Here is a 23,586-nt window from a genome sequence, read left to right on the forward strand (position 1 = left end):
TGGCGAGCGCGCCGGTGCCGGAGCCTTCCAAGGTGGCGACGCCCGCACCCGCGACGCCCGCACCCGCGACGCCGGCACCGGAGAAGCCCATCGTCGTCGCGCCTTCTCCCGATCCCGTGAAGCTGGACGTGCTGAAGATCGGCATCGCGCAGGACGCCTGGCAGGGTGATGCGCGCTACACCATCGCGCTGGACGGCAAGCAGGTGGGCGGCGAGCGTGTCGCGAAGGCCTCCGCCGCCAAGGGCGAGATGGACATCATCACGTTGACGGGAGATTTCGACGGCCGCGTGCACAAGCTGGACGTCACCTTCCTGAACGACGCCTGGGGCGGCAACGCAAAGGCCGATCGCAACCTGTATGTCGAGAAGCTGATCCTCAACGACGTCGACCTGAAGAAGTCGGCCGACCTGATGAGCAACGGCACCGCCAAGTTCGAGTTCAAGGCGGTGGCCGAGGTCGCGCCCGCGGTGTCCCTCGGCAGCGGGCCGGACGTGCTGCGGGTGGCGCTGTCGCAGGATGCCTACAAGGGCGACGCGACCTTCCTGCTGTTCGTCGACGGAAAGCAGCTCGGCGGGCTGCGCAGCGTCGATGCGTCGCATGCCGCCAGGGAGAAGGACTTCATCGAGATCCGGGGCGACTTCGATGCAGGTGATCACATTCTCGGGGTTCGCTTCACCAATGACCTGTGGGGCGGAAGTGCCGCGGCCGATCGCAACCTGTACGTGGATTCGCTCGAACTCAATGGCGCCAACCTGAACACGCAGGCGGCACTGCTGGCCAACGGCGACGTCTTTTTGCAGTTCTGATCGAGATTAACGAGACGGCGCCAAGGGTATCGTGAACGGGCGTACCGTCTGCGACACCCTGACGCTGTTCTTTACGTGAGTATTTTCCGGTCCTGCCACGGAGGTGCAAACCGCTGTAGGTGGATGCAAGCGCGGAGGAGGTTCGTCGCGTCCAGAGCGGACGCCGGGCCTTCAGCACATGAGACCTTTTGTCTCCGGTGACGTCCCGCGCCTGCGTTTCATGGCGGCTTCACCCTACCGTCCGAGGACCCGAACGATGCAGGCATTCAACAAGTCATTCCCGGCCGGACACCGCACCGCGCCGATGGATGCAAGACCGCAGGCGATGGCGGACATGGACGATGCGGCGGAAGCGGAGCCCGTCGTGGCGGCCATCCCGGGCAACCGCTCGCCGACCTCCGCCGATGCCAGCGTCGGCAGCCGGATCAAGGAACTGCGCCGCGCCGCCGGCCGGACGCAGAAGGAAATCGCCGACATCGTCGGTGTCACCGGCGCGCAATTCCACCGCTACGAGACGGGTGCGACACGGATCGCGACCAGCCGCCTGCTCGGCATCGCGACGGCGCTCGGCGTGCGGCCGGAGGTTCTGGTCGGTACCGCCGCGCCGCGGCACGAGCCGATGGTCGACTTCATCGATGGCGCAACGGATGAACTGGTCGAGCTGGTGCAGGTGTTCTCCACCATCAACGACCCGCGCCGCCGCGGAGCCCTGATGGCCTTCGCGCGTGCCGTGGCACGCGGCCAGCCGCTGCAGACAGCGGGCCAGGCTTCCGAGTAGTTCCGACGCAGGTGGCGACCGGACGGGCCGCCGCCTGCCTCAGCCTTCCGATGGCGGATTGCCCGCCGAGACGACCTTCCGGATCAACTCCGGCAGCGACCGCGCATTCAGCTTCGACATGATCGCGGCGCGGTGATTTTCCACCGTGCGTTGGTTCAACTTCAACTCCGCCGCGATGATCTTGCTGGGCGACCCCGCGATCACCCGATCCAGGATCTCCCGCTGCCGCGGCGTCAGCCGTGCCAGGCGAGCCGCGACTTCCGCCCGCACCGCCGCCTCGCCCATCGCGTTCGTGATGCGGGCATTGGCGTTGCAGATGCTGCGCAGCAGGTCGTGCCGGCGGATCGGCTTCTCGATGAAATCCATCGCGCCCGCGGCCATGGCCCTCACCGCCATGCGCACGTCGCCGTGGCCCGTCACCATGATGGCGGGCAGCCGCTGCGCGTGCGGGCGCAGCGCCGCCAACAATTCCAGCCCATCCATGCCCGGCATCACCGCATCGACCAGGACGCAGCCCTGCCGGGATGGATCGTCGGCCTGCAGGAAAGCCTCGGCGGAGCCGAAGACCTCGGCGGTCCAGCCATTCGCCTCCAGCCACTCCGCCACGTCGCGCCGCAGCGCGGCGTCATCATCGACGATGAAGACATGGCCGACGGCGGTGGCGGATTCAGCCTGCTCCTCGGCCATTCCCGGCCTGTCCTCGGCCCTGGGCTGCGCGCCCACCACTTCGGCCGGCCCGGGCTCGGGCGCTGCGGGTTCCAGAAGGACCGTGGCCTGGGTGGGGCGCTGCGGCAGCAGGTGCCGGATCCGCTCGAGCAGGTCCTCGGCCCGGACCGGCTTCGGGGCGTATTCCACGCCGGGCAGGCCGATCTCCTGCCGGGTCTGCGCCGATGTATCGCCGCTCAGGATGATGGCGGCCGGCGGGTCCGGCAGCACCTGGCGCAGTTGCAGCACCACCTCGACACCGTTGAAGGTGCCCGGCAGATTGAAATCGGCCACCACCAGGGCCGGCGGATGCTCCACCGCCACGGCAATGGCCTGCGACCCCTCATGTGCCAGCACCACGGCGTGGCCAGCCTGCTGCAGCAGCATGCGCAGGCCCTCGGCCACCGCGGCATCATCCTCGATCACCAGGATGCGCGTGCTGCCGATGGCGGGGTGCCGGGGCGTCCGGGATGGCGGGGCCGTGGCTTCGGGGCTGGCCGCCAGCGGCACATCCACATGGAAGCAGGACCCGACGCCCTCCCGCGACCTGACCCCGATCGGGTGGCCGAGCAGGTCGGCGAGCCGGCGGGCGATGGCAAGCCCGAGGCCGATGCCCTGGCCGCGGGCGCGGGCCGTGCCGCTGACCTGCTGCGCCTCCTCGAACACCGCGGGCAGTTGCGCGCGCGGGATGCCGATGCCGGTGTCCCACACCTCGATCCGCAGCATCCCGCCGACGCGCCGGCAGCCCAGCAGGATGCGGCCCATCCTGGTGTATTTCAGCGCGTTGCCCAGCAGGTTGCGCAGGATCTGCCGCAACAGCCTGGCGTCGCTGAGCACCATCGCCTGGGTCGGCACGCTGCGCCACGCAAGGCCCGCACCGCGCGCGGCTTCGGCGAAGTCCCGTTGCAGCCCGGTCAGCAGCGGGCCCAGCGCAACCGGGGCGATGGAAGCCTGCGTGCGCCCCACCTCCATCTGGTTGAGGTCCAGCAGCGTGTCCAGGATGCCGGACATGGTATCGATGGTCTCGTCCAGCCGCCCGATCAGGCGAAGCATCGCCGGGTCGCCCGCCTTCGCCGCCAGCAGCCCGTGCAGCATGCTCATGCTCTGCAACGGCTGGCGCAGGTCGTGGCTCGCGGCGGCGAGGAAGCGGGACTTGTCGCGATCGGCGCGTTCCGCCACCGCCTTCGCGAGTTCGAGGCGGGCCGCCAGACGCGTCGCCTCGGTGATGTCCTCGACAACCAGCAGTGTCTGCGGCGGGGACCGTGAGAGGCTGCGCGCCGAAAGCCGCAGCAGTCGGCGGTCGGCGCCATCGCCGGGCCTTCCGACCTCGACAATCGCCTCCTCCGCGCCATCGGCCGATGCATCGGGCGTGGCGAGGAAGGCGGCCAGCCTCGGCGCTGCCCGCAAGGCTTCCGCAAGCGGCATGTCCGCGCCCGGTGTCGCGGTGCCGAAGACTTCGTGGAAGGCGGCATTGGCGCGCACCACGCGCCCGCCTGATTCCAGCAGCGCGATGGGCTGGCGGATCGCCTGCAGCACGGGATCGCCGAGTTCCGCATCGCGGACCATCGCCGCATGCCGTGCGAGCGCCGCGCCCAGCGCCGCGACCGGCAGCACCTGGACACCCGCCAGGGTGCGGCGCAGCTGTTCCGTGGCCTCGGCTTCGGCCCGGTCGTGCACCAGCACCCGGCCGCCCTGGCGCCGCACTTCGGCAAGGCCACGGGCCCCATCCGTTCCGCTGCCGGACAGCACAACGGCAATGGCCCTGCTGCCCTCGCTTTCCGCAAGGCTGTCGAACAGGACGTCGAGCGGGTTGTGCGGAGCGGCCGCCGCCGCGGCCAGCCGACCCTGCCGGATCCGGAGCGCCGACCCGGCAGCCATGACGTGCACCCTGTCGGGCAGCAGCGGCATGTCACGGATCGCCCGCACGAAAGGCAGTTTGTCGAGCCGGACCAACAGGTCCTCCAGCGGCCTCAGGTCCGCATCCCGCACCAGCACGACCAGAGCCAGTCCGGTGTTCGGAGGCAGGCTCCCGAACAGGGCCTCGAGCGCCGCCAGGCTGCCTTCCAGGGCTGCGATCGCAGCGGTCGGAACGGTACGGTCCCGCAGCACTTCGACGCCGGCATCAGCCTCGCCGTACCCGGCACCCGCCATGCATGAGGCTCCCAACCATCCATCGACCATCAGCGGGACAATACAGCGGTGCCCACGGGCCGGCCTGCGCCAATTTTGCCGAAGAGGTCAAATAAAGGAGTGTTGTCGCATATCGCTAGCCTCCCGTTTGCGTGAACTGCACGCGAGTGAAGGCGCATTTCCTTGTGGTGCCTGGGGACGGAGTTCGGTTCGAGTCTGCGCCGATATTCGTGACCTTCTGTAAAATGGAAAGGTGCGGCCTCTGGGTCGTAGCCGACTGCTAGCCGACGGGCCGTTGGGCATGCTGGCGCCGCGCAGGCGATGTGGGCATTTCAGGTATGACCCCGGCACGCTGTGCCGAGAACCAGGTGATGGTCGCCACCAGCCCCTCCTCCAGCGACACTTCAGGCTGCCAACCGAGCAGGGCCCCGGCGCGGGCGATATCCGGGCAACGCCGGCGCGGGTCGTCCACCGGAAGCGGGCGGCCCTCGACGCGCGAGGACGAGCCCGTGAGGTCCAACACCAGCGATGCGATCTGCCGTATGCTGCGCTCCACCGGGTTGCCCAGGTTGACGGGCAGGCCTGGATTGACCTTCACCTCCATCAGCGCGACGAGGCCGCGGATCAGGTCGGAGACGTAGCAGAAGGACCTGGTCTGTTCGCCGCTGCCGTAGATCGTCAGCGTCTCCCCGGCCAGTGCCTGGCAGATCAGGTTGGAGACGATGCGGCCGTCATCGGCGCGCATGCGGGGCCCGTAGGTGTTGAAGATGCGCGCCACGCGCACATCGGCGCGGCCGAGGCGCAGGTAGTCGAAGCACAGCGATTCCGCCGCGCGCTTGCCTTCGTCGTAGCAGGCGCGGGGGCCGGTGCTGCTGACATGGCCGCGGTAGTCTTCCTGCTGCGGATGCTGTTCGGGGTCGCCATACACCTCGCTGGTCGAGGCCTGCACCATCCGCGCCCCGGTGCGCGCCGCCAGTGCCAGCAGGTGGTTGGTGCCGACAACGTTGGTCAGCATCGTGTGCACGGGATCCGCCTGGTATTGCGGCGGCGAGGCTGGGCAGGCGAGGTTGTAGATCTCATCCACCGCCAGAGGCGTCTCGAACGGCTGGCAGATGTCGTGGCGGATGAAGCGGAACCGCTCATGGTCCATCAGCGCGTGGAGGTTGGCGGCAAGCCCGGTCTGCAGATTGTCGATGCAAGTGACCCGGTGGCCGCGCGCCAGCAAAGTTGCACACAGATGCGAGCCGAGGAAGCCGGCGCCGCCGGCCACCAGTACCCGCCGCATCGGCTTCGCGGCCGCCGGGCCGCCGCCATCATCCTGCCGCCAACGTGATCCGCGATCCGTCCGCATGTTCCGTCCCTAGGCGCGGGCCACGAGGGCCTCGTTTTGCCGACCGTCGAGTTGCCGGTCCTTCAGCCGCCGCAGCGCATGTGCGAGTTGCCCGGCGCGGGCCAGCCCGGTGTGGTCGGCCAGCACGATGCGCTGCGCCGTGGCGGCCATCATCCTGCGCGCGCCGTCATCATCATCTTCCAGCGCGGCGACCACGTCCGCGGTTCCCCGTGCGATGGCAACGCCACCCGGAAGCAGCGCCTCCAGCCCGTCCCACGCGTCGCTGAGGATCGGCGTGCCGATCGCGGCCGCCTCGAACAGGCGGACGCTGGGCGACCAGCCGGCGGCGATCATGTCGGCCCGCGTCACATTCAGCGTGTAGCGCTGGGCACTGTAGAAATCCGCATGCTGGGCCGGCGGCAGATGCGCGATGCGTTCCACGTTGGGCGGCCAGGCGATGTCGTCCGGGTATTGCGGGCCGGCGACGACGAAGCGGCGGTCGGGCAGGCGGCGCGCGGGCGCGATCAGCAGGCGCTCCAGCGTCGGTTGCCGGTCGGCGCTGTAGGTGCCGAGGTAGCCGAGGTCCCAGCGCGGCGCGGCGCCGGTGTTGCGGTAGCGCTCCGGCTCCACCGAACAGTACAGCGGCAGCGCATGCGCAGCACCGAACTGGCGTTCGAGGCGGCCCAGGGTCGGGCCGCCGGTGAAGGAGAAATAGGCCGCGAGGCGGGGTATCTGCCGCGCCGCGATGTAGTCCTGCTCGCCGCGGTCGAGCTTCGCCAACGTCACCGGCGTGTCGATGTCGTAGAAGCTGGTGCGACCGGGTGCCAGGCGCAGCACCGTATCCAGCGCCGCGACGCCATCCTGCACGTAGGAGCCGACGATGACGGCATCCGAACCCGCGATGCGCGCGCCGAAGCGGCGCGCAAGATCCGCGACGTCGTCGTACAGGGCGAAGTCGCTGAAATCCGGATCGGGCAGGTCGCGGTTCTGTGCGTACCAGGGCCGGTCGCATTCCAGGAACAGCGTGCGGTGGCCCAGACTGTGCAGTCCGCGCAGCAGGGACCGGAAAGTGGTGGCGTGGCCGTTGCCCCAGGAGGAGGACAGCGACAGGCCGATGACCACGATGTCGAGCGGCTTCATGCCGCCACCGCCCCGGCCTGCCGTGCCGTCAGCGCCCGTCGCAACAGCGCATCCACCAGCACGGCACGGCGTTCGTAGGTGTGTTCCGCCAGCACCCGGCGCAGCGCCGCCCGTCCGATGGAGGCTGCCCGCGCCTGGTCGAGACCGGCGACGTGTTCCGCCACCTCGCGGCCGTCGCGCGCCACCAGGATCTCCTCGCCGGGCTTCAGGAACAGGTCGATGCCGGGCCAGTCATCGGTGATCAGGCAGGCGCCGGCGCCGGCCGCCTCGAAGACGCGCGTGGGCGGGGAGAATCCGATCTCCGCCATGCTGGCGCGGTTGATGTTCAGCACGGCCATCGGCGTGACGTTGAAGGCGTTGTGGTCGCGCGTCGGCACATGGCCGATGTCACGCACATTGGCGGGGATGCGGCGGTCGCCCCAGCCGGACCCACCGAGCAGGAAACGTTCCTCGGGCAGCCGCTCCGCCGCATCAAGGAAGAACGCCTCGACCCGCGCCTCACGATCCGGCAGACGGTTGCCAAGAAATCCGAGCCTGGCTTCGAATCGCGCATCGGGCGGCACGGGGTGGTGCGTGGTCGGGTCGAGCGCGTTGTAGATGGGCACGCAGTCCGCGGCCCCGAGCGCGCGATAGGCGTCGACCACCGGATCGCCACCACCATAGGTCAAGACCATGTCGAGACGCGGGAGCGCCGCATGGCTCGGGTGGTCCGGGGCGGCGCGCAGTTCCGCCAACGTCGCGGGTGCGTCCACGTCCCAGAAGATGCGCACGGCCTGCGGTGCGGCGGCGTCCAGCACCGCGGCCAGCAGCGCGTCGTCGCCGTAGCCGACACCGCTGGTCTTCACCACCACGTCGGCCTTTCGCGCCTCCGCTGCTGCGGCGCGCAGCGCATCCGGCGTCGCGGCATACACCACGCTGCGGCACCATTCGGGTGGATCGATGTCGCGGTGCTGCTGCCGGCCGAAGGCGTCGGGCTCGTAGAAGGTGATGTCGTGGCCATGCGCCGCCAGCGCGCGCAGCAGGCCCCGATAGTAGGTGGCGGCGCCATTCCAGTAGGAGGACAGCAGGCTCGATCCGTAGAAGGCGATCCTCATGGCGTGGCCTCCGCCGGCGCGGTGGCGCCGAGCTGTTCCAGGATGCCGAGCAGTTCGTCCACGCGGTGCCGGCAGGTGTGGCGCGCGCGGATGGTGGCGAGGCCGGTTTCGGCAAGCGATCGCGCCAGCGCCGCATCGTGCAGCACGTCGCGCAGGCGCGCCTGCATTTCCGCCCCGTCGCGGGCCAGCAGATAGTCGGTGCCTGGGCGGAACAGGCCCTCCGCATCCTGCCACGGCGCACAGATCAGCGGGATGCCGCAGGCCAGCGCCTCGAACACCCGGATGGTGGGGATGCCGGGCAGGGCCTGGACATAGGGACGGCGCGGGATGTGCAAGGTGACGCGATGCCGCGCGAAGGCCTGCGGCACGCGCGCATTGGCGATCCACCCGCGGTAGTCGAGGCCGGCTTCGCGCAGCGCCACGAGCGCCGCATCGGGGTAGCGCACGCCGTGCACGGTGCCACGCAGGCCAAGCGACCTGGCCGGCTGCATCAGGAAGCGATGCAGTTCCTCCGTGCGTTCGCCGTCGCCCCAATTGCCGATCCAGACCAGATCACCCATGGGCTCGGCAGCCAGCGGGCGAAACAGGCGATCATCCGCCGCCTCGTGCCAGGTGAAGACCCGCGCGCCCCATCCGCTGTCGAGGTAGCGCTGCCGCAACGTCTCGCCGAAGGCGAGGATGCCGTCATAGTCGCGCAGCAGCATCGCCGCGATCGCGTCGCTGTCGGAGACGGCGCGATGGTGCGTGTCGTGGAACAGCAGGCAGAAGCGGGCACCCTCGCGTCGCAGGCGGCCAAGTTCCGCCACCAGGGCCGGGTCGGTCCATTCATGCACTACGACGACATCGGCATCCGCCGTCGCGGCGGCGTGATCGAAGCCGGGCGCGTAGCTGCGGCTGGTGAGTCCGGGGAAATCCGCGTGAAACTGGGCAACGGCTGCCTCGCCGGCCTGTTGCAGCAGGTGCCGGCGGCTCCAGCCCTCCGCCGGTTCCAGCGCGACCGCGTCATGCCCGCGCGCGACCAGGTCGCGCATCACGCCGCGCAGGAAATGCGCGTTGCCGTGGTTCCAGTCGGATACCAGCGAGTGGGTATAGAACACGAACCGCATGATCACTCCGCAGCCTGGGAGGCGGAAGAAGAGGCCGCTGCGGCATAAGCGGGCAGCAGGGCCAGAAGTTGCCGAGCCGCCGTGAACTGGCCGGCCCGCGCGCGGCACCGGGCGGTAAGCGCCTCGCGCCGCGCCGGGTCCTGGGCGAGTCCGTTGACGGCGGCGGCCAAGGCATCTGGATTCGCGGAATCCACGAGCAGCGCCGCATCCGACCAGATCTCGCGATAGGTCGGGATGTCCGCCAGCACGAGCGCCGCGCCGGCCTGCGCGGCCTCCAGCGCCGCGAGACCGAAGGGTTCATAGCGCGACGGAGATGCGAAGATGGCGGCCTGGCGCATCAGCGTCCGCGTCGCCCCGTGCGACAACGAACCCAGCGCCTCCGCGTGGCGAAAGACGAAGTGCTGGCCATTTTCACCCCGGCAGCCGCCGGCAGCCCGCACAGGCCAGGCCATCCCAGCCGCCGCCGCATCCAGCAGCGCGGCATTCTTGCCCTCGTCCCACCAGCGCGCCGCGGCGAACACGAAGCGGCCGTGCGGTGACGGGCCAGGGTCCGGCTCCGCCGCATTGGGAGCCACTCCGATGGTGCGCGTCAGCCCGTAGGCGTCACGCAGCGCGGCGGCATGGCTGGCGCTGGGCGCCAGCACCACATCGGCCCGCGCGAGGCCCTCTGCATTCAGCGCCTGCTGCCAGGCCCACTCCGCCGGCAGCGCCGTGCCGCGCATCGCCTGCCACCAGGTCACGACGCAGGAATGCGAAACGACCACCAACGGCAGGCCAGTACGCAGGCCGGCTGCCTGCGAGGGCAGGTTGAGATGCAGCAGGTCGCAGCCCTCGCGCTGCGCCTGCTCCTCCAGCAACGCGGGAACGCCGGCCAGGGCGGCCGCATCCGGCGCCATCCAGTCCAGCGGCCCGTCCAGCAGGCGGAGTCGGGTCCGCGGCAGATCAGCAAGCTCCGCCACCTGGTCCGCGCGTGGCGGTGGGCCGAGGCACGCAAGCAGCACCTCCACGCCCGCACCGTTCAGGCTGCGGCACAGATCGATGCCATAGCGCCAGACACCGCCGACGGCATCGACCGTCATCAGCACCCGGCGCGGTATCACGCGATCAGCCGCGCCGGTTCGCGCCGCGGCGTGTGGCGTGTGCCGAGCCAGGCGTGGAGATCCGCGATGCCGCGCCGCCAGCCGATGCGCGCGGCCCAGCCGGTCGCGGCGCTGAGCTTCGCGGTGTCGGCGACGAAATAGGCCTGATCGCCCTGGCGCGTGCCGCTGAACGACACCGCCGGCTCATGCCCGACCAGGCGGGCGATCTCCCGCAGCACCATGCGCAGGCTGACGCTGTTCGCCGGGCCACCGCCGAGGTTGAAGGCCTGGCCCTGCACCTGGTCGATATCGGCCAGCAGCGCGCGATAGGCGGCGACGGCGTCATCCACATGCAGGATGTCACGCACCTGCTTGCCGTCGCCATAGATGGTGATGGGCTCGCCGCGCAGCGCGCGGATGAGGAAATGCGCGACCCAGCCCTGGTCCTCCGTGCCGAACTGCCGCGGCCCGTAGATGCAGCTCATCCGCAGCACGGCGGTCGGCAGGCCGAAGGATTTGGCATAGTCCAGCACATACTGGTCCGCGACACCCTTCGAGCAGCCATAGGGCGTGCAGAAATCCAGCGGCCGCGCCTCCCCGATGCCCTGCGCGGCAACGGCGTTGTCGGCGGGAACGTAGCGGTCGTCATGCTCGATCATCTCGAGGTCGGCGAGGTTTCCGTAGACCTTGTTGGTGGAAGCGAAGATCACCGGCGTGCGGCGGCCGGAGCGTCGTACCGCCTCCAGGAGGTTCAGCGTGCCGCGGGCGTTCACCTCGAAATCCGCGACTGGCGCCTCGAGGCTCGTGGTCACCGCCACCTGGGCTGCGAGGTGGAAGACGGCACCGGCATCGGCCAGGATCTCGCGCATCACCGGCTCGTCGCGTATGTCGGCCGGGTGCCAGGATACGCGCGCGCCGTGGCGGTCCTTCAGCCAGGCGAGGTTCTGCTCGACGCCCGGGCGGCTGAGATTGTCCAGCAGCACGACGTCGTGGCCATCGCGCAGGAAGCTTTCCGCCAGGTTGCTGCCGATGAAGCCGGCGCCGCCCGCGATCAGCATGGGATGCGCCGACTGCGTCAGGCGCGGTGCCGCCAGTTGCAGCGTGCTGGCGACGGACTCGACCCCGCCCCTCGTCAGCAGGCGGGCCAGCAGCTTCGGATACCCCGCCGTGTCCACGACGCCCATGTGGTAGTGGCGCTGGTCGAAGCGCAGGCCTTCCTGTACCGGCACCGTATCCGCGATGTCCTGCCAGCCATACCAGTACAGCCGTTCCGCCGGTGCCGACAGCGCATCCAGGAAGCCGCGCGCCTGTTCCGCGCCGTCGTGACGCCAGGTGGCGTAGCCGGCCTCCGTGATCCAGATCTCGGCATGGGCGTTGAACCGGGCGGCAATCTCCCGCGCGCGGGCGATGAGGGACGGCCAGCCATCCCAGTTGCTGCGCGCGCTGTCCCAGGTGCCGGGGAAGCCGTGGATGCCGAGTGCGTCGACATGGGCCAGCACGCCGCGCTGGCCCATCAGTTCCAGCCAGTGTGGATCGAAGGGGCAGGGACCGCCGAGCACCGTGCCGAAGCCGCGCTGCTTCGCCCAATAGGCCGCGGCGCCGATCATCTCGCTGAACAGCAGCCAGTCGCGGTCCTGGTGCCAGTCCCAGTCGAGCAGGTTGTTCGGCTCGTTCCACAGCTCGACGTGGCGGAAGTGCCGGCCGTAGCGGGTCAGGCTGTGATCGACGAAGTCCGCGTAGTCCTGCAGGCGGCGCGGCGCGCCGGATGCGGTGCCGGTGCGGGACAGCGACGGTGGCGTGTAGTGGATGCAGGGCAGCAGGTCGAAGCGCGCGCCGAGCTTCGGCAACAGCCAATCATACCAGGCCTCGCCGCCGTCCTTGTGATATTCCGCCCAGGACAGATGCGTGCGCAGGTAGCGCGCGCCGGTCGCGGCGATCGCGTCCACGGCCTGTTCGGTACGCGCGTACTCACCGGGCCTGAACCACTCGGCGAAGCCGAAGCCAGGAGGCGTGGTCATGCGACGAGGCCCCGTGCCTCGAGATGGCGGCGCATCTCCGCGTTGCGGTCCACCACCTTCTGCTGCGCCACCCAATCCGCCAGTTCCCCCAGCGAATCCTCCAGCGCGTGCCGCGGCGCGAAGCCCAGAAGGTCCCGCGCGCGGGAGATGTCGGCGAAGCAGTTGCGGATGTCGCCGATGCGCGCCTTGTGCATGATCTCGGGCTCCAGCTCCCGCCCCATGGCGCGCGCCACCATCCGCGCCACCTCGCTGATGGTGTAGGCGTGGCCGCTGCCGATGTTGATGGTGGTGTCGCGCAGCCCCGGCACATCCAGCGCCAGGCGGAAGGCGCGCGCCACGTCGCGCACATGCACGAAGTCGCGGCGCTGCTCGCCATCCTCGAAGATCGTCGGCGCCTCGCCGCTGGCGACGCGGGAGGAGAAGTTGGCCAGCACGCCGGTGTAGGGATTGGACAGCGCCTGGCCCGGCCCGAACACGTTGAACAGCCGCAGCGCCACCGCGTCCCGCCGGTAGGCGCGGCCGAAGATCAGCACCGCCTGTTCCTGGAAGAATTTCGTCAACGCGTAGATGGAGGCAAGGTCCACCGGCTTCGTCTCATCCGTCGCCACCGGCGACAGCGCCTCGCCCTGCGGCGTCGACAGGCTCCAGCGCCCTTCGGCGATCTGCTGCGGGCCGCGACGGGCATCGTCCACGGCGCGGCCATCCGGCGTGCGGTAGCGGCCCTCGCCATAGACGCTCATCGAGGATGCCACGACGATACGCTGCACGGGCCGGTCGATCATCGCCTCCAGCAGCACCGCGGTGCCGGTGTCGTTGGTGCTGACGTAGCGCTCGATCTCGTACATGCTCTGCCCGACGCCGACCTCGGCCGCCAGGTGCACCACGCCATCGATGCCCTCCAGCGCCGCGCGCACCGCCGCCGCGTCCCGCACGTCACCGCGCCGCAGTTCCACGCCGTGCAGGTCCACCGGCTGGTCCGGGCCGTGCACCTGGTCAATCAGCGAGTCGAGCACGCGGACCTGGTGCCCGTGCTCGATCAGCTCGCGGCAGACCTCGCGGCCGATGAAGCCGGCGCCGCCGGTGACGAGGGTGCTGGGCAAGATCGTGGCTCCTGTCCTGTGCTGGCGTGGATGCGGTCAAGACCGCTGGCATAGATGCGGTCGAGCACCGTGGCGACGTCGACGAAATGCAACGCGGCGGCGTCGAACCGGTTCGACCGCGCAAGCCGCGTCGCCCATTCCACCGCGGTGCGACCGCCCCACTCATCGGGCGGGACGGCCAGGGTCTCGGAAGACGTGCCGCGGAACAGGGCCGCCTCGAAGTCATAGAAGGACCCGGCGACATTGCGGAAGGCCGCGCCACCCTCGGTGCCGTAGAACTCGGCGGAGATCGCCGCATCGCGTCCCGCATGCAGCCACCAGGAACAGGCCAGCCGCAGCACGGTGCCGGATTCCAGCGTGATCGTGGCCAGCGCGAAATCCTCGACCTGCGCCGCGTCGCGCGGCAGCGGCATGCCCTTGGCGAAGACCCGGCCGGACACATCGGCGACCGCCGGGAAGTCCAGCGCCCACAGCGCGAGGTCGACCAGATGCACGCCGAGGTCCATCAGGCAGCCGCCGCCGGATTGCGCACGATCCTTGAACCACGGCTTGTCCGGTCCGTAGGCGTTGTGGAACACGAGGTCCACCGCATGCACCTGGCCCAGCGCACCTTCGCGCAGCTTCGCACGGATGCGGCGCATCGCCTCCGTCGCGCGGTAGGACAGATCCACGCCGAGCAGGCGGTCCGCCTGCCGCGCCGCCTCCACCACGCCGCGCACCTCCGCGGCGCTGCGGCCGAGCGGCTTCTGGCAGAACACCGCGACCCCCTTCCGTAGTGCTGCGATGGATTGCGGCGCGTGCAGGGCGGAGGGTGTCGCGATGACCACGCCATCGAGGCCGAGCGCCAGCAATCCGTCCAGCCCTGCGACGCAGGCCGCACCCGGCGCGACCGCGCGGGCGGCGTCCGCCATCTCCGGCACCGGGTCGGCGATCCCGACGATCTCGGCGATGCCCGCATGGGCGATCGCCTGCATGCGGTGCCGGCCGATCCAGCCGACGCCGAGAAAGCCGAGGCGCGGCGGCCTCATGGAATCACCAGGGCCTTCAGGAAACCATCCGGCCGGTCCCGCGTCGCATCCAGCGCCGCGCCGAGTTGCGCCAGCGGAAAGCGGTGGGTGTAGAGCGGCGCGGGATCGAGCCGGCCAAAGGCGACGGCCGCCACCGCCTCCCGCATCCCGCGCAGGTATTCCGCCGGGTCGCGCTCATGCGCGTTCACCACGTCCAGCCCGCGCCAGTTCCAGAGCTGCATGTTCACCTGGCGCGGGCCGTCCTGGTGGTAGGCGGCGATCACCAGGCGGCCGCGCACCCGGGTCAGCTCTCCGGCGAGGTCCAATGGCCATTGCTTGCCGACGGCCTCGATCACGCGCTCGCAGAATTCGCCGCCGGTCAGCGCACGCACCTGGTCGATGATGGCGTTGTGATCCTCCAGCGCGATGGTCTCGGCCGCGCCCATGCGTCGGGCAACGTCAAGTGAGAAGGCACGGCGGGAGATGGCGATGACGCGGGCGCCGGCATCCGTCGCCAGCCGCGTCAGCAGCGCGCCGAGGAAGCCGATGCCGATGATGGCGACGGTCTGGCCGGACCTGATCTCCGCGCGGCGGAAGATGTTCATCGCACAGCCCAGCGGCTCGCCGGGGAAGGGCTGGCCCGCCAGGCTTTCGGGCAGGCGCACGGCCTGGTCCGCGGGGCCGCAATCGTAGGCGGCGTAGCTGCGCCCGAACAGCGTCGCCACGCGGTCGCCGGGTGCCAGGTCCCGCACCTCGGGCCCCACCGCATCGACCACGCCCCAGCCCTCGTGGCCAAGCCCGCCCGGTTCGGTCGGGAAGCGCATCCACTCCGGCCCGGCCCAGGGCGTGAGGTTGGAGGCGCAGACGCCGCAGCCTTCCAGCCGCACGCGGATCTCGCCCGGCCCAGGCTCCGGCCGCGGAACCGGCGCCACGTGCAGCGCGCCCGGCCCGGTCAGGATCGCGGCAGGCATGTCCAGGGCGGGGGCGATGTGCAACGGCGTGATCCTGATGAGGCGCCGCGGGGCGCGTGTGTCCGGAACCGTGACAACGGAAGGCGCCCGGCAAAGTTTCAACGGAGCGGCGTCCGCACGCGGCACCTTGGAAGCGGCCCCGGCTGCGCCTATTTTCGGGAAAGTTGAACCTCCCCCACGGGTCGCCGGAGCGTCCCGCCATCTGGAATCCGGCATCCGCACGCATGACCGAAACCAGCCCGCCTGCCGACCCGCCGCCTCGCCTGAAGGACCGGCTCCGCCGCACCGGTGCCGCCGTGCAGGGGCTGCTGGTGGAACTGCGCCGGCCGATCGCACCGGCGCCTGTCCCCGCCGGCCCACCGCGGGCCGAGGCCGGGACTCTGCGTGTCGCCTCCTACAACATCCACAAATGCGTCGGCACGGACCGCCGCTTCGACCCCGCCCGTACCGCGGCCGTCATCGCCGAACTCGGCGCGGACGTGGTGGCGGTGCAGGAGGCGGACCGCCGCTTCGGTCGCCGCACCGGCCTGCTGGATGCCGCGGCGCTGGAACGCGAGACGGGGCTGGCGCCGCTGCCGGTCTCGGACCTGCCGGATGGCCATGGCTGGCACGGCAACGCCCTGCTGGTGCGCCCCGGCACCCCGGCCCGCATCCGCCGCCTGGCCCTGCCGGGGGCGGAACCACGCGGCGCCCTGGTGGCGGAGCTGGACCTGCCGGCCGGGCGGCTGCGCGTGGTGGCGGCGCATCTCGGGCTGCTGCGCCGCAGCCGCCGGCAGCAGGCCGTCGCCATCCTGCGCGCCCTGGCCGAGGATGAAGGGGAGGTGCCGACCCTTTTGCTCGGCGACCTGAACGAGTGGCGGCCCGGCACGCGATCCTCGCTCCGCGCCTTCGAGCCGTATTTCGGCCCGGTGAACCACGGCCCGCCCAGCTTCCCCGCCCGCCTGCCGGTGCTGGCGCTGGACCGCATCCTGGGCTGGCCGCGCGGCCTGGTGGGGAACGTCGTGGCGCATGACAGCCTGCTGGCGCGCGTCGCCTCCGACCACCTGCCGCTGACCGCCTGCGTGCGGCTCGGCCTGCCCGCCGCGGTGGAAGCGGCGGCCTGACCGGAACGGTCACAGCCGCGCGGCCGGCCCGAACCCATCCCTGTCCCCGGCCGTTGTGCGGCGAGCGCCGGATCGCCATCTCCGGACGGTGAGGAGCGGCATGTCCCAGACCCTGTTCCCCGACGACATGACGGAGCTGGAGCAGGGCGTCCGATCCACGCTGGCGCGCCTGGGCACGGAGGCCGGCGCGGCGCTGGTGCCGGAGGGGCTGGACGCCTACGCCGTGCGTGTCGCCACCGCCCGCGCCGCCGGCCGCACGCTGGACCTGCAATACTACATGTGGCGCGGCGACGTGACCGGCCGCCTGCTGGCCTGCGAGGTGCTGGACGCCGCCGACCGCGGCGTGCAGGTCCGGCTGCTGCTGGACGATGCCTATGCGCTGGGGCGGGAACGCGTGCTGTCGGCACTCGATGCCCATCCGGCCATCGAGGTGCGGCTGTTCAACGGCACGCGCTGGCGCCTGTTCGGCCGCTGGGGCTTCCTGCTCGAGATGGCCTTCGGCGGCTGGCACCTGAACCGGCGCATGCACAACAAGTCCTGGATCGCCGATGGGCGCGTCGCCATCGTCGGCGGCCGCAACCTGGGCGACGAGTATTTCGGCGCGGAGGGTGGGGAATTCCTGTTCCGCGACCTCGACATCGTGCTGGCCGGCGCCGCGGCCTCCGGCGCCACGCGGGTGTTCGAGCAATACTGGCGCAGCAAGCTGGCACGCCCGGCGGCGCTGGTCAGCCCGAGCACGGAAGCCGGTGGCGGCCTGCCGCAACTGCGAAAGGACCTGGCGGCCGCTTCGGGCCAGCCCGAGGCGCGGCGCTACCTGGAGCATCTGGGGCAGGTGCAGCAGGCGGCGCGGCAGATGGCGCGCGGCATGGTGGGCCTGGCGCGCGGCGCCGTGCAGGTGGTGGCCGACCCGCCGGAAAAGGCGCGCCGAGGCCTCGCCGCCCGGCGCCGCGCCCGTGCCGCCGGCGGCATCGCGCCCGAGATCGCCGATGCGCTGCGGCGCGCCAAGCGGCAGGCATTGCTGATCTCGCCCTACTTCGTGCCTGGCCGCGCCGGGCTCGCGCTGCTGCTGGATCTGGCGGCGCGCGGCGTGAAGGTTTCGGTGGTGACCAATTCGCTGGCGGCGACCGACGTGGTGGCGGTGCATGGCGGCTACACGCATTACCGCCACGCCCTGCTGCGCGCGGGGATCGAGCTGTACGAACTGCGGCCGAGCGGCGAGGACGAGAAGACCAGCGCCTTCGGGTCCCGCGGCGCCAGCCTGCACACCAAGGCCTTCGTGGTCGATGACGGGCCGGTCTTCGTCGGCTCCTTCAACCTCGACCCGCGCTCCGCCGCGCTGAACACGGAGATGGGCGCCTTCGTGCGGCATCCCGTGCTGGCGGAGGAGTTGCGGGCCGAACATGCCCGCCTGGCCGATCCTTTGCGAAGTTGGCGGCTGGGGCTGGAGGAGGGGCGGCTGACCTGGACGGCGGCCGGCGCCGATGGCCGGATGCGGACCCTGCGGCGGGAGCCGGAGGCCTCGCTGCGCCGCCGCGTGCTGGCCGGGCTGCTGCGGCTGCTGCCGATCGAGTCCCAGCTATAGGCGGCGCAGCGCCACGGCCAGGATGTGGCGCGGGGTCGGCTGCCATTGCAGGAAGCGCCAGGGCGCGGCATCGCCGGCCTCCAGCGTCAGGCGGGGCGGGTCCAGGGTGAAGGCGAAGCGATCCAGGCCCAGGCTGATGCCGTCGCCGGTCGCCTTCACGAAGGCCTCCTTCAGCGTCCAGACCCGCAGGAAGGTCTCGTGCCGCGCGGCCGGCGGCGTGGCGGCGAGCAGCGCCACCTCGGCGGGCGCGAAGTGGCGCTCGGCGAGGCCGGGGGACGCCTCGCGGCGGTCCAGGTCCTCGACATCCAGGCCGACATCGTCCCGGTTCGTCACCGCGCAGGCGACGAGGCCGCGCGTGTGCGAGATGTTGAAGCGCAGCCAGGGCAGGCCGAGCGCCGGATCGACCTCCGGCTTCCCGGCCTGGCCGCTGACGAAGCGCCAGGCGTTGGGCGGCAGTGGCGCGACGTCGGACAGCATGGCGCGGGCCAGGGCGTGGGCGGCGATGTAGGCGTCGCGGTCCCGCGCGAAGTGGAAGCGCGCCGCCTTCGCCCGTTCCGCCGCATCGAGCGTGGCGTGCCAGGTGGCGAGGGTCGCGGCCTCCGCGTCCTCCGGCGCCACCCAGCGCAGCCGCACCGCGCCACGCCGCAACCTCCCTAACCCGCCGAGCCCTCTCCCCCCGCTGGGGGGAGAGGGTTGGGTGAGGGGGTTGGCGCCAGCACGACCAGCCCGCGCCCCCGCCCCGCCGCGACCAACGCCTGGCTCAGGGACTGGCCGTAGGAGCGATAGCAGGCGAGCCGAAACCCGGCCTCCACCCGCCAGACCAGCAGCGGCACATGCGCCCCCAGCGTCGCGGCCGCCGCGCCGGGCGGGAAGGCACGCGGGTGCAGGTCGATGGGCAGCAACGTCGCCAGCAACTCCGCCGCGCGCGGGCCGGCCAGTTCCAGGATGCAGCGCGAGCCATGCAGCGGTGTACGATGCGCCTCCGCCACCTGCGGCGCGGCGCCGGGCGCGTGCAGCACGAGCCATTGGCGCGGCGCCGTCCAGATCACCGTCGCGCCGTCCCGCGCCACCCAGCCCGGCTTCTGCGGCAGGCCGGGCAGCAGGTCTGGCGGGCCGTGCAGGGCGGTGAGGTCGAGGCCGGTGACCTCCCTCAACGTCAGGGCGTCAGCCACGGGTGCGCAGCCCTTCCGGGTCGATGAAGACGGGGTGCGCCACCTCCGCCTCCCCGTCGCCGCCGCGCAGCGGGTCGTGCACGCGGATGCGGGTGCCGATGCGGTCGCGGCCGCCGGACAGCAGGGCGAGGCCGATCATGTGGCCGAGATGCGGCGACCAGCAGGCGGCGGTGACGTGGCCAAGGTCGTTCTCCGTCGTCGCCGCCGCGCCGGGCACCAGCAGGTGCGAGCCGGCACGGAGCACCTGCGCCGCGTCCAGCGCCCGCAGCCCGACCAGCACCGGCCGCGCCGGGTCCAGCAGCGCCGGCCGCTGCGCCATGACGCGGCCGATGAAATCCTTGCGCCTGGACAGCATGCGGCCGAGGCCGAGATCGGCGGCGGTGGTCTGGCCGTTCAACTCGCCGCCGGCCGCGTGCCCCTTCTCGATCCGCAGCACGCCCAGCGCCTCTGTGCCGTAGGGCGCGATGCCGTGCGGCGCGCCGGCCTGCATCAGCAGGTCGGCCAAGGCCTCCGCCTGGTCGGGCGGCACGCCGATCTCGTAGGCAAGTTCGCCGGAGAACGACAGGCGGTAGAGCCGCGCCGGGATGCCGCCGCGCAACGTCGCCGCCGTGCAGGCCATGTGCGGCAGCGCTTCGTTCGACAGATCGGCGTGGGAGATCGCGGCCAGCACGTCGCGCGCGCGGGGCCCGGCGAGGGCGACCTGGGCCCAGGCATCGGTGGCGGACAGGATCGCCACGTCCAGCTCGGGCCGCAGCACCTGATGTCCATACTCCAGGTGCTGCATGACGCGCGCGGCATTGGCGGTGGTGGTGGTCAGGAAGAAGCGGTTGTCGGACAGCCGCGCGCAGGTGCCGTCATCCATCACGAAACCATCCTCGCGCAGCATCACGCCGTAGCGGATGCGGCCGGGCTTCAGGGTGGAGATGTCGTTGGCATAGACCAGGTCGAGCAGCGCGGCGGCGCCGGGGCCGACGACCTCGATCTTGCCGAGCGTCGAGACGTCGCAGAAGCCGACATTGGCGCGGACGTTGAGCACTTCCCGGTCCACGCTGTCGCGCCAGCCCGTTTCGCCCGTTCGGGTAAACCATTCGGCGCGCAGCCAGGCGCCGGATTCGACGAAGCTGGCGCCGTGGCGCGCGGCCCAGGCGTGCAGCGGCGTGCGGCGCGTGGGCCGGAAGTCGCGGCCGGTCATGTGCCCGGCCATCGCGCCCATCGTCACCGGCGTGTAGGGCGGGCGGAACATGGTGGTGCCGGTCTCGGGGATGGTCCGGCCGGTGGCCTCGGCGAGGATGGCGAGGCCCACGACATTCGCGGTGCGGCCCTGGTCCGTCGCCATGCCGAGCGTGGTGTAGCGCTTGGCGTGCTCGACACTGCGGAACCCTTCGCGCGCGGCAAGCGCGATGTCATCCGCGGTGACGTCGTGCTGGAAATCCACGAAGGCCTTGCCGGCGCCGCGCACATGGAAGATCGGCGCCAGGGCGCTCGGTTCGTCATCGGCGCGCGGCAGGGCCAGCGGCTGTCCGTCATGGCCGGCGTCGCGCGCCGCCTGCAATCCGGCGGCGGCGCCATCCGCGAGGCAGGCGGCCAGCGTCATGCGGCCGGCGGCGGCGCCGGCGACGCTGAGACCGGGCGGTGCCTGGCCCGGCACGAAGGCGTGCAGCGCCGCGTCCCAGCGCGGGCGGCCGCCATGGTGGCTGGACAGGTGCAGCGTCGGGTTCCAGCCGCCGGCGACGGCGAGCAGGTCCGCGGCGATGCGTTCGCCGTTCGAAAGCTGCACGGAGGCCAGGCCGAGCCGGCCCTTGGTGCCGGTGACGCGGCTGCCCAGCACCTGGCGCGCGCGCGGCGCGGTGGCGGCGACAGCGGGCGCGACCTCGGCGCGCGCGTCCACCACCGTGACCTCCGCGCCCGCGTCCGACAGGTCCGCCGCCGTGCGCCAGCCATCGTCGCCGGCGGTGAACACCACGGCGCGTTGGCCCGGCAGCGCCGCGTAGCGGTTGAGGTAGCCGCGCGTGGCGGCGGCCGACATCACGCCGGGGCGGTCGTTGCCCGAAAAGGCGATCGGCCGTTCCACCGCGCCCGCGGCGAGAACCGTGCGCTTGGCGACAATAGTCCAGGCGCGCTGGCGTGGCTGGCCGGGCGGTGGTTCCGCCAGGTGGTCCGCCACGCGTTCCACCGCCGCATGCACGCCATCGTCGAAGACGCCGAAGACGGTGGTGCGCGGCAGCAGCGTGACATCGGGCAGGCTGGCGAGTTCCGCCACCACGCGGTCTGCCCACAAGGCGGCCGCCGCGCCGTCGATCTCCTGCCGGTCCTGCAGCAGCCGGCCGCCGATCCGCGAGTCTTCATCCGCCAGCACCACGCGCGCGCCTGCGCGCGCCGCCGCCAGCGCCGCCGCAAGCCCGGTGGGACCGGCGCCGACCACCAGCACGTCGCAATGGATGTGCATGCGTTCGTAGCTGTCGGGGTCCGGCGCTTCCGGCGCGCGGCCGAGGCCGGCGGCGCGGCGGATCAGCGGCTCGTACAGCTTCTCCCAGAAGGCCGCCGGCCACATGAAGGTCTTGTAGTAGAAGCCGGCGGAGAGCACCGGCCCAAGCAACCCGTTCACCGCCATCACGTCGAAGCCTAGGCTCGGCCAGCGGTTCTGGCTGGTGGCGGCGAGGCCCTCGAACAGCTCGGCGGTGGTGGCGCGGGTGTTGGGTTCCTGCCGCGCGCCGCCGCGCAGTTCGACCAGCGCGTTGGGTTCCTCGCTGCCGATGCCGAAGATGCCGCGCGGGCGGTGGTACTTGAAGGACCGCCCGACCAGCCGCACGCCGTTGGCCAGCAGTGCGGAGGCCAGCGTATCGCCGGGATGGCCGCTGTAGCGCCGGCCGTCGAAGCTGAAGGACAGCGACTGCGCGCGGTCGATCAGCCCGCCCTGTGCCAGCCGCGTCATGGCCGGCAGGCCCGCGCGGAGTCCACCGCATGCGTGCGCGTGTCGCGCATCACGCGCAGCCACTGCCGGCAGCCCTGCACATGCTGCCACAGTTCCTCATGCAGCCCGGCCGGGTTGTCGCGCAGATGCAGGTAGTCGTGCCACGCCTCGAAGGGCGCATCGGAAGCAGGGCGCGGCGGCGGCGCGCTGCCGATGGTCGCAAATTCGGCGCTGTCGCGCGGGCCGCAGAAGGGGCAGGGGATGCGCATCAGTGCAGGTTCGCCTGGGCGCCCGCGCCCTTCTCGTCCAGCAACGCGCCGGTCGCGAAGCGGTCCAGCCGGAAGGCGGCGTTCAGCGGGTGCGGCTGCCCGGTGGCGATGGTGTGGGCAAAGCACCAGCCGGAAGCCGGCGTCGCCTTGAAGCCGCCGTAGCACCAGCCGCAATTCAGATACAGGCCCTCGATCGGCGTGCGGTCGATGATCGGCGAGCCATCCATCGACATGTCCATGATGCCGCCCCATTGCCGCAGGTAGCGCAGCCGGCTGATGGCGGGGAAAAGCTGCACGCCGCACTCCAGCACGTCCTGCACCACCGGCAAATTGCCGCGCTGGGCGTAGGAGTTGTAGCCATCGATGTCGCCGCCGAATACCAGCCCACCCTTGTCGGATTGGCTGACGTAGAAATGCCCGGCGCCGAAGGTGACGACGGTGTGGATCATCGGCTTCACCGCTTCCGACACGAAGGCCTGCAACACATGGCTTTCGATCGGCAGCCGCAGCCCGGCCATGGCGGCGACGCGGGACGTGTTGCCGGCGACCGCGAGCCCGACGCGCTTCGCGCCGATGAAGCCGCGCGTGGTCTCGACGCCGCGCACGCGCCCGGCCTCGATGCGGAGGCCCGTCACCTCCGTGTTCTGCAGCAGGTCCACCCCGCGCTGGTCGGCAGCCCGCGCGTATCCCCAGGCCACCGCATCGTGCCGGACCGTGCCGCCGCGCCGTTGCAGCAGGCCGCTCTTCACCGGAAAGCGGGCGCTGTCCATGTTCACGCCCGGCAGCATCGCGCGCACCTGCGCGGCGTCCAGCAATTCGGCATCGACGCCCGCCATCCGCATGGCGTTGCCGCGTCGCGCATAGGCATCCCGCTGGCTGTCGGAATGGCACAGGTTCAGCACGCCGCGCTGGCTGACCATGGCGTTGTAGTTGATGTCCTGCTCCAGCCCTTCCCACAGCTTCATCGAATGCTCGTAGAAGGGCGTGTTGCCGGGCAGCAGGTAGTTCGACCGGATGATGGTGGTGTTGCGGCCGACATTGCCGGAGCCGAGATAGCCCTTCTCCACCACCGCGACATCGGTGAGGCCGTGTTCCTTCGCCAGGTAATGCGCCGTCGCCAACCCGTGCCCGCCGCCGCCGACGATGATGATGTCGTATTCCGCGCGCGGTTCCGGATGCCGCCAGACCGGCGTCCAGGACCGGTTGCCGGTGAAGGCGTGGCGCAGCAGGGCGAGGGCGGAGTAGCGCATGGCGGAAGCCTGACAGGACGCCCACAGGCTACATG

19 protein-coding genes are annotated in these 23,586 nt (G+C 71.3%); 4 read left to right on the forward strand and 15 right to left on the reverse strand.

The window, feature by feature from the left end; translation table 11 throughout:
- Positions 1-128: 128 nt before the first annotated feature.
- Complete coding sequence (locus ACFHPP_RS20060) at positions 129-806, forward strand: carbohydrate-binding domain-containing protein (protein WP_437165012.1); 678 nt, start codon at positions 129-131, stop codon at positions 804-806.
- A 256-nt stretch (positions 807-1,062) separates the two neighbouring features.
- A complete protein-coding gene (locus tag ACFHPP_RS20065) occupies positions 1,063-1,584 on the forward strand; it encodes a helix-turn-helix domain-containing protein (protein ID WP_437165013.1) in 522 nt (173 codons plus the stop codon).
- 39 nt (positions 1,585-1,623) lie between these two features.
- Here ACFHPP_RS20065 and ACFHPP_RS20070 read toward each other — a convergent pair whose 3' ends face one another.
- The 10 genes from ACFHPP_RS20070 to ACFHPP_RS20115 all read right to left on the reverse strand — a co-directional run bounded on the left by ACFHPP_RS20070 (position 1,624) and on the right by ACFHPP_RS20115 (position 15,288).
- Positions 1,624-4,440 (reverse strand): response regulator, encoded by a 2,817-nt coding sequence (locus tag ACFHPP_RS20070; protein WP_437165014.1) that lies wholly within the window; start codon positions 4,438-4,440, stop codon positions 1,624-1,626.
- Positions 4,441-4,699: 259 nt separating this feature from the next.
- On the reverse strand, positions 4,700-5,770 hold the full coding sequence (locus ACFHPP_RS20075) for a UDP-glucuronic acid decarboxylase family protein (protein WP_437165015.1): 1,071 nt from the start codon (positions 5,768-5,770) through the stop codon (positions 4,700-4,702).
- Between the two features lie 9 nt (positions 5,771-5,779).
- On the reverse strand, positions 5,780-6,889 hold the full coding sequence (locus ACFHPP_RS20080) for a CgeB family protein (RefSeq protein ID WP_437165016.1): 1,110 nt from the start codon (positions 6,887-6,889) through the stop codon (positions 5,780-5,782).
- Positions 6,886-7,983 carry a CgeB family protein gene (locus ACFHPP_RS20085; protein ID WP_437165017.1) on the reverse strand — a complete coding sequence of 366 codons (1,098 nt, stop codon included), beginning with the start codon at positions 7,981-7,983 and terminating at the stop codon, positions 6,886-6,888. Before ACFHPP_RS20085 ends, ACFHPP_RS20080 begins: the two co-directional genes overlap by 4 nt.
- On the reverse strand, positions 7,980-9,089 hold the full coding sequence (locus ACFHPP_RS20090) for a CgeB family protein (RefSeq protein WP_437165018.1): 1,110 nt from the start codon (positions 9,087-9,089) through the stop codon (positions 7,980-7,982). Before ACFHPP_RS20090 ends, ACFHPP_RS20085 begins: the two co-directional genes overlap by 4 nt.
- A gap of 2 nt (positions 9,090-9,091) precedes the next feature.
- Entirely contained in the window at positions 9,092-10,189 is a 1,098-nt protein-coding gene (locus ACFHPP_RS20095; protein ID WP_437165019.1) for a glycosyltransferase family 4 protein, read from the reverse strand.
- A complete protein-coding gene (locus ACFHPP_RS20100) occupies positions 10,186-12,186 on the reverse strand; it encodes an NAD-dependent epimerase/dehydratase family protein (RefSeq protein WP_437165020.1) in 2,001 nt (666 codons plus the stop codon). The genes ACFHPP_RS20095 and ACFHPP_RS20100 overlap by 4 nt, the downstream gene beginning before the upstream one ends.
- On the reverse strand, positions 12,183-13,286 hold the full coding sequence (locus ACFHPP_RS20105; protein WP_437165021.1) for an NAD-dependent epimerase/dehydratase family protein: 1,104 nt from the start codon (positions 13,284-13,286) through the stop codon (positions 12,183-12,185). Before ACFHPP_RS20105 ends, ACFHPP_RS20100 begins: the two co-directional genes overlap by 4 nt.
- Entirely contained in the window at positions 13,223-14,314 is a 1,092-nt protein-coding gene (locus ACFHPP_RS20110) for a Gfo/Idh/MocA family protein (RefSeq protein ID WP_437165022.1), read from the reverse strand. Before ACFHPP_RS20110 ends, ACFHPP_RS20105 begins: the two co-directional genes overlap by 64 nt.
- A complete protein-coding gene (locus ACFHPP_RS20115) occupies positions 14,311-15,288 on the reverse strand; it encodes an MDR/zinc-dependent alcohol dehydrogenase-like family protein (RefSeq protein WP_437165023.1) in 978 nt (325 codons plus the stop codon). The genes ACFHPP_RS20110 and ACFHPP_RS20115 overlap by 4 nt, the downstream gene beginning before the upstream one ends.
- 200 nt (positions 15,289-15,488) lie before the next feature.
- Between ACFHPP_RS20115 and ACFHPP_RS20120 the strand changes: the two genes are divergently transcribed.
- A complete protein-coding gene (locus tag ACFHPP_RS20120) occupies positions 15,489-16,367 on the forward strand; it encodes an endonuclease/exonuclease/phosphatase family protein (RefSeq protein ID WP_437165024.1) in 879 nt (292 codons plus the stop codon).
- 100 nt (positions 16,368-16,467) lie between these two features.
- Positions 16,468-17,949 carry a phospholipase D family protein gene (locus tag ACFHPP_RS20125; RefSeq protein WP_437165025.1) on the forward strand — a complete coding sequence of 494 codons (1,482 nt, stop codon included), beginning with the start codon at positions 16,468-16,470 and terminating at the stop codon, positions 17,947-17,949.
- On the opposite strand, the gene ACFHPP_RS20130 is transcribed toward ACFHPP_RS20125, so the two are convergent.
- From ACFHPP_RS20130 to ACFHPP_RS20150, 5 genes are read right to left on the reverse strand one after another with little or no spacing between them, the layout of a single operon-like run.
- Positions 17,944-18,597, reverse strand: coding sequence for a 4'-phosphopantetheinyl transferase family protein (locus tag ACFHPP_RS20130; RefSeq protein WP_437165026.1), 654 nt, complete (start codon positions 18,595-18,597; stop codon positions 17,944-17,946). The genes ACFHPP_RS20125 and ACFHPP_RS20130 overlap by 6 nt on opposite strands.
- Positions 18,598-18,602: 5 nt before the next feature.
- Entirely contained in the window at positions 18,603-19,121 is a 519-nt protein-coding gene (locus ACFHPP_RS20135; RefSeq protein ID WP_437165027.1) for a sarcosine oxidase subunit gamma, read from the reverse strand.
- Positions 19,114-22,053, reverse strand: coding sequence for a sarcosine oxidase subunit alpha family protein (locus ACFHPP_RS20140; RefSeq protein WP_437165028.1), 2,940 nt, complete (start codon positions 22,051-22,053; stop codon positions 19,114-19,116). The genes ACFHPP_RS20135 and ACFHPP_RS20140 overlap by 8 nt, the downstream gene beginning before the upstream one ends.
- Positions 22,050-22,301 (reverse strand): sarcosine oxidase subunit delta, encoded by a 252-nt coding sequence (locus ACFHPP_RS20145; protein ID WP_437165029.1) that lies wholly within the window; start codon positions 22,299-22,301, stop codon positions 22,050-22,052. Before ACFHPP_RS20145 ends, ACFHPP_RS20140 begins: the two co-directional genes overlap by 4 nt.
- Positions 22,301-23,551, reverse strand: a complete 1,251-nt coding sequence (locus tag ACFHPP_RS20150) for a sarcosine oxidase subunit beta family protein (RefSeq protein ID WP_437165030.1) — start codon at positions 23,549-23,551, stop codon at positions 22,301-22,303. Before ACFHPP_RS20150 ends, ACFHPP_RS20145 begins: the two co-directional genes overlap by 1 nt.
- Positions 23,552-23,586: the final 35 nt, after the last annotated feature.

It is taken from the genome of Falsiroseomonas sp. E2-1-a20 (genome assembly GCF_051433195.1).
Classification (GTDB): domain Bacteria; phylum Pseudomonadota; class Alphaproteobacteria; order Acetobacterales; family Acetobacteraceae; genus Falsiroseomonas.

Excerpts from the sequence above, each read along its gene's own strand:
- ACFHPP_RS20065 (WP_437165013.1), top strand. The coding sequence starts at position 1,063 with ATGCAGGCATTCAACAAGTCATTCCCGGCCGGACACCGCACCGCGCCG.
- ACFHPP_RS20070 (WP_437165014.1), bottom strand. The coding sequence starts at position 4,440 with ATGGCGGGTGCCGGGTACGGCGAGGCTGATGCCGGCGTCGAAGTGCTG.
- ACFHPP_RS20075 (WP_437165015.1), bottom strand. The coding sequence starts at position 5,770 with ATGCGGACGGATCGCGGATCACGTTGGCGGCAGGATGATGGCGGCGGC.
- ACFHPP_RS20080 (WP_437165016.1), bottom strand. The coding sequence starts at position 6,889 with ATGAAGCCGCTCGACATCGTGGTCATCGGCCTGTCGCTGTCCTCCTCC.
- ACFHPP_RS20085 (WP_437165017.1), bottom strand. The coding sequence starts at position 7,983 with ATGAGGATCGCCTTCTACGGATCGAGCCTGCTGTCCTCCTACTGGAAT.
- ACFHPP_RS20090 (WP_437165018.1), bottom strand. The coding sequence starts at position 9,089 with ATGCGGTTCGTGTTCTATACCCACTCGCTGGTATCCGACTGGAACCAC.
- ACFHPP_RS20100 (WP_437165020.1), bottom strand. The coding sequence starts at position 12,186 with ATGACCACGCCTCCTGGCTTCGGCTTCGCCGAGTGGTTCAGGCCCGGT.
- ACFHPP_RS20110 (WP_437165022.1), bottom strand. The coding sequence starts at position 14,314 with ATGAGGCCGCCGCGCCTCGGCTTTCTCGGCGTCGGCTGGATCGGCCGG.
- ACFHPP_RS20120 (WP_437165024.1), top strand. The coding sequence starts at position 15,489 with ATGACCGAAACCAGCCCGCCTGCCGACCCGCCGCCTCGCCTGAAGGAC.
- ACFHPP_RS20125 (WP_437165025.1), top strand. The coding sequence starts at position 16,468 with ATGTCCCAGACCCTGTTCCCCGACGACATGACGGAGCTGGAGCAGGGC.
- ACFHPP_RS20140 (WP_437165028.1), bottom strand. The coding sequence starts at position 22,053 with ATGACGCGGCTGGCACAGGGCGGGCTGATCGACCGCGCGCAGTCGCTG.
- ACFHPP_RS20145 (WP_437165029.1), bottom strand. The coding sequence starts at position 22,301 with ATGCGCATCCCCTGCCCCTTCTGCGGCCCGCGCGACAGCGCCGAATTT.
- ACFHPP_RS20150 (WP_437165030.1), bottom strand. The coding sequence starts at position 23,551 with ATGCGCTACTCCGCCCTCGCCCTGCTGCGCCACGCCTTCACCGGCAAC.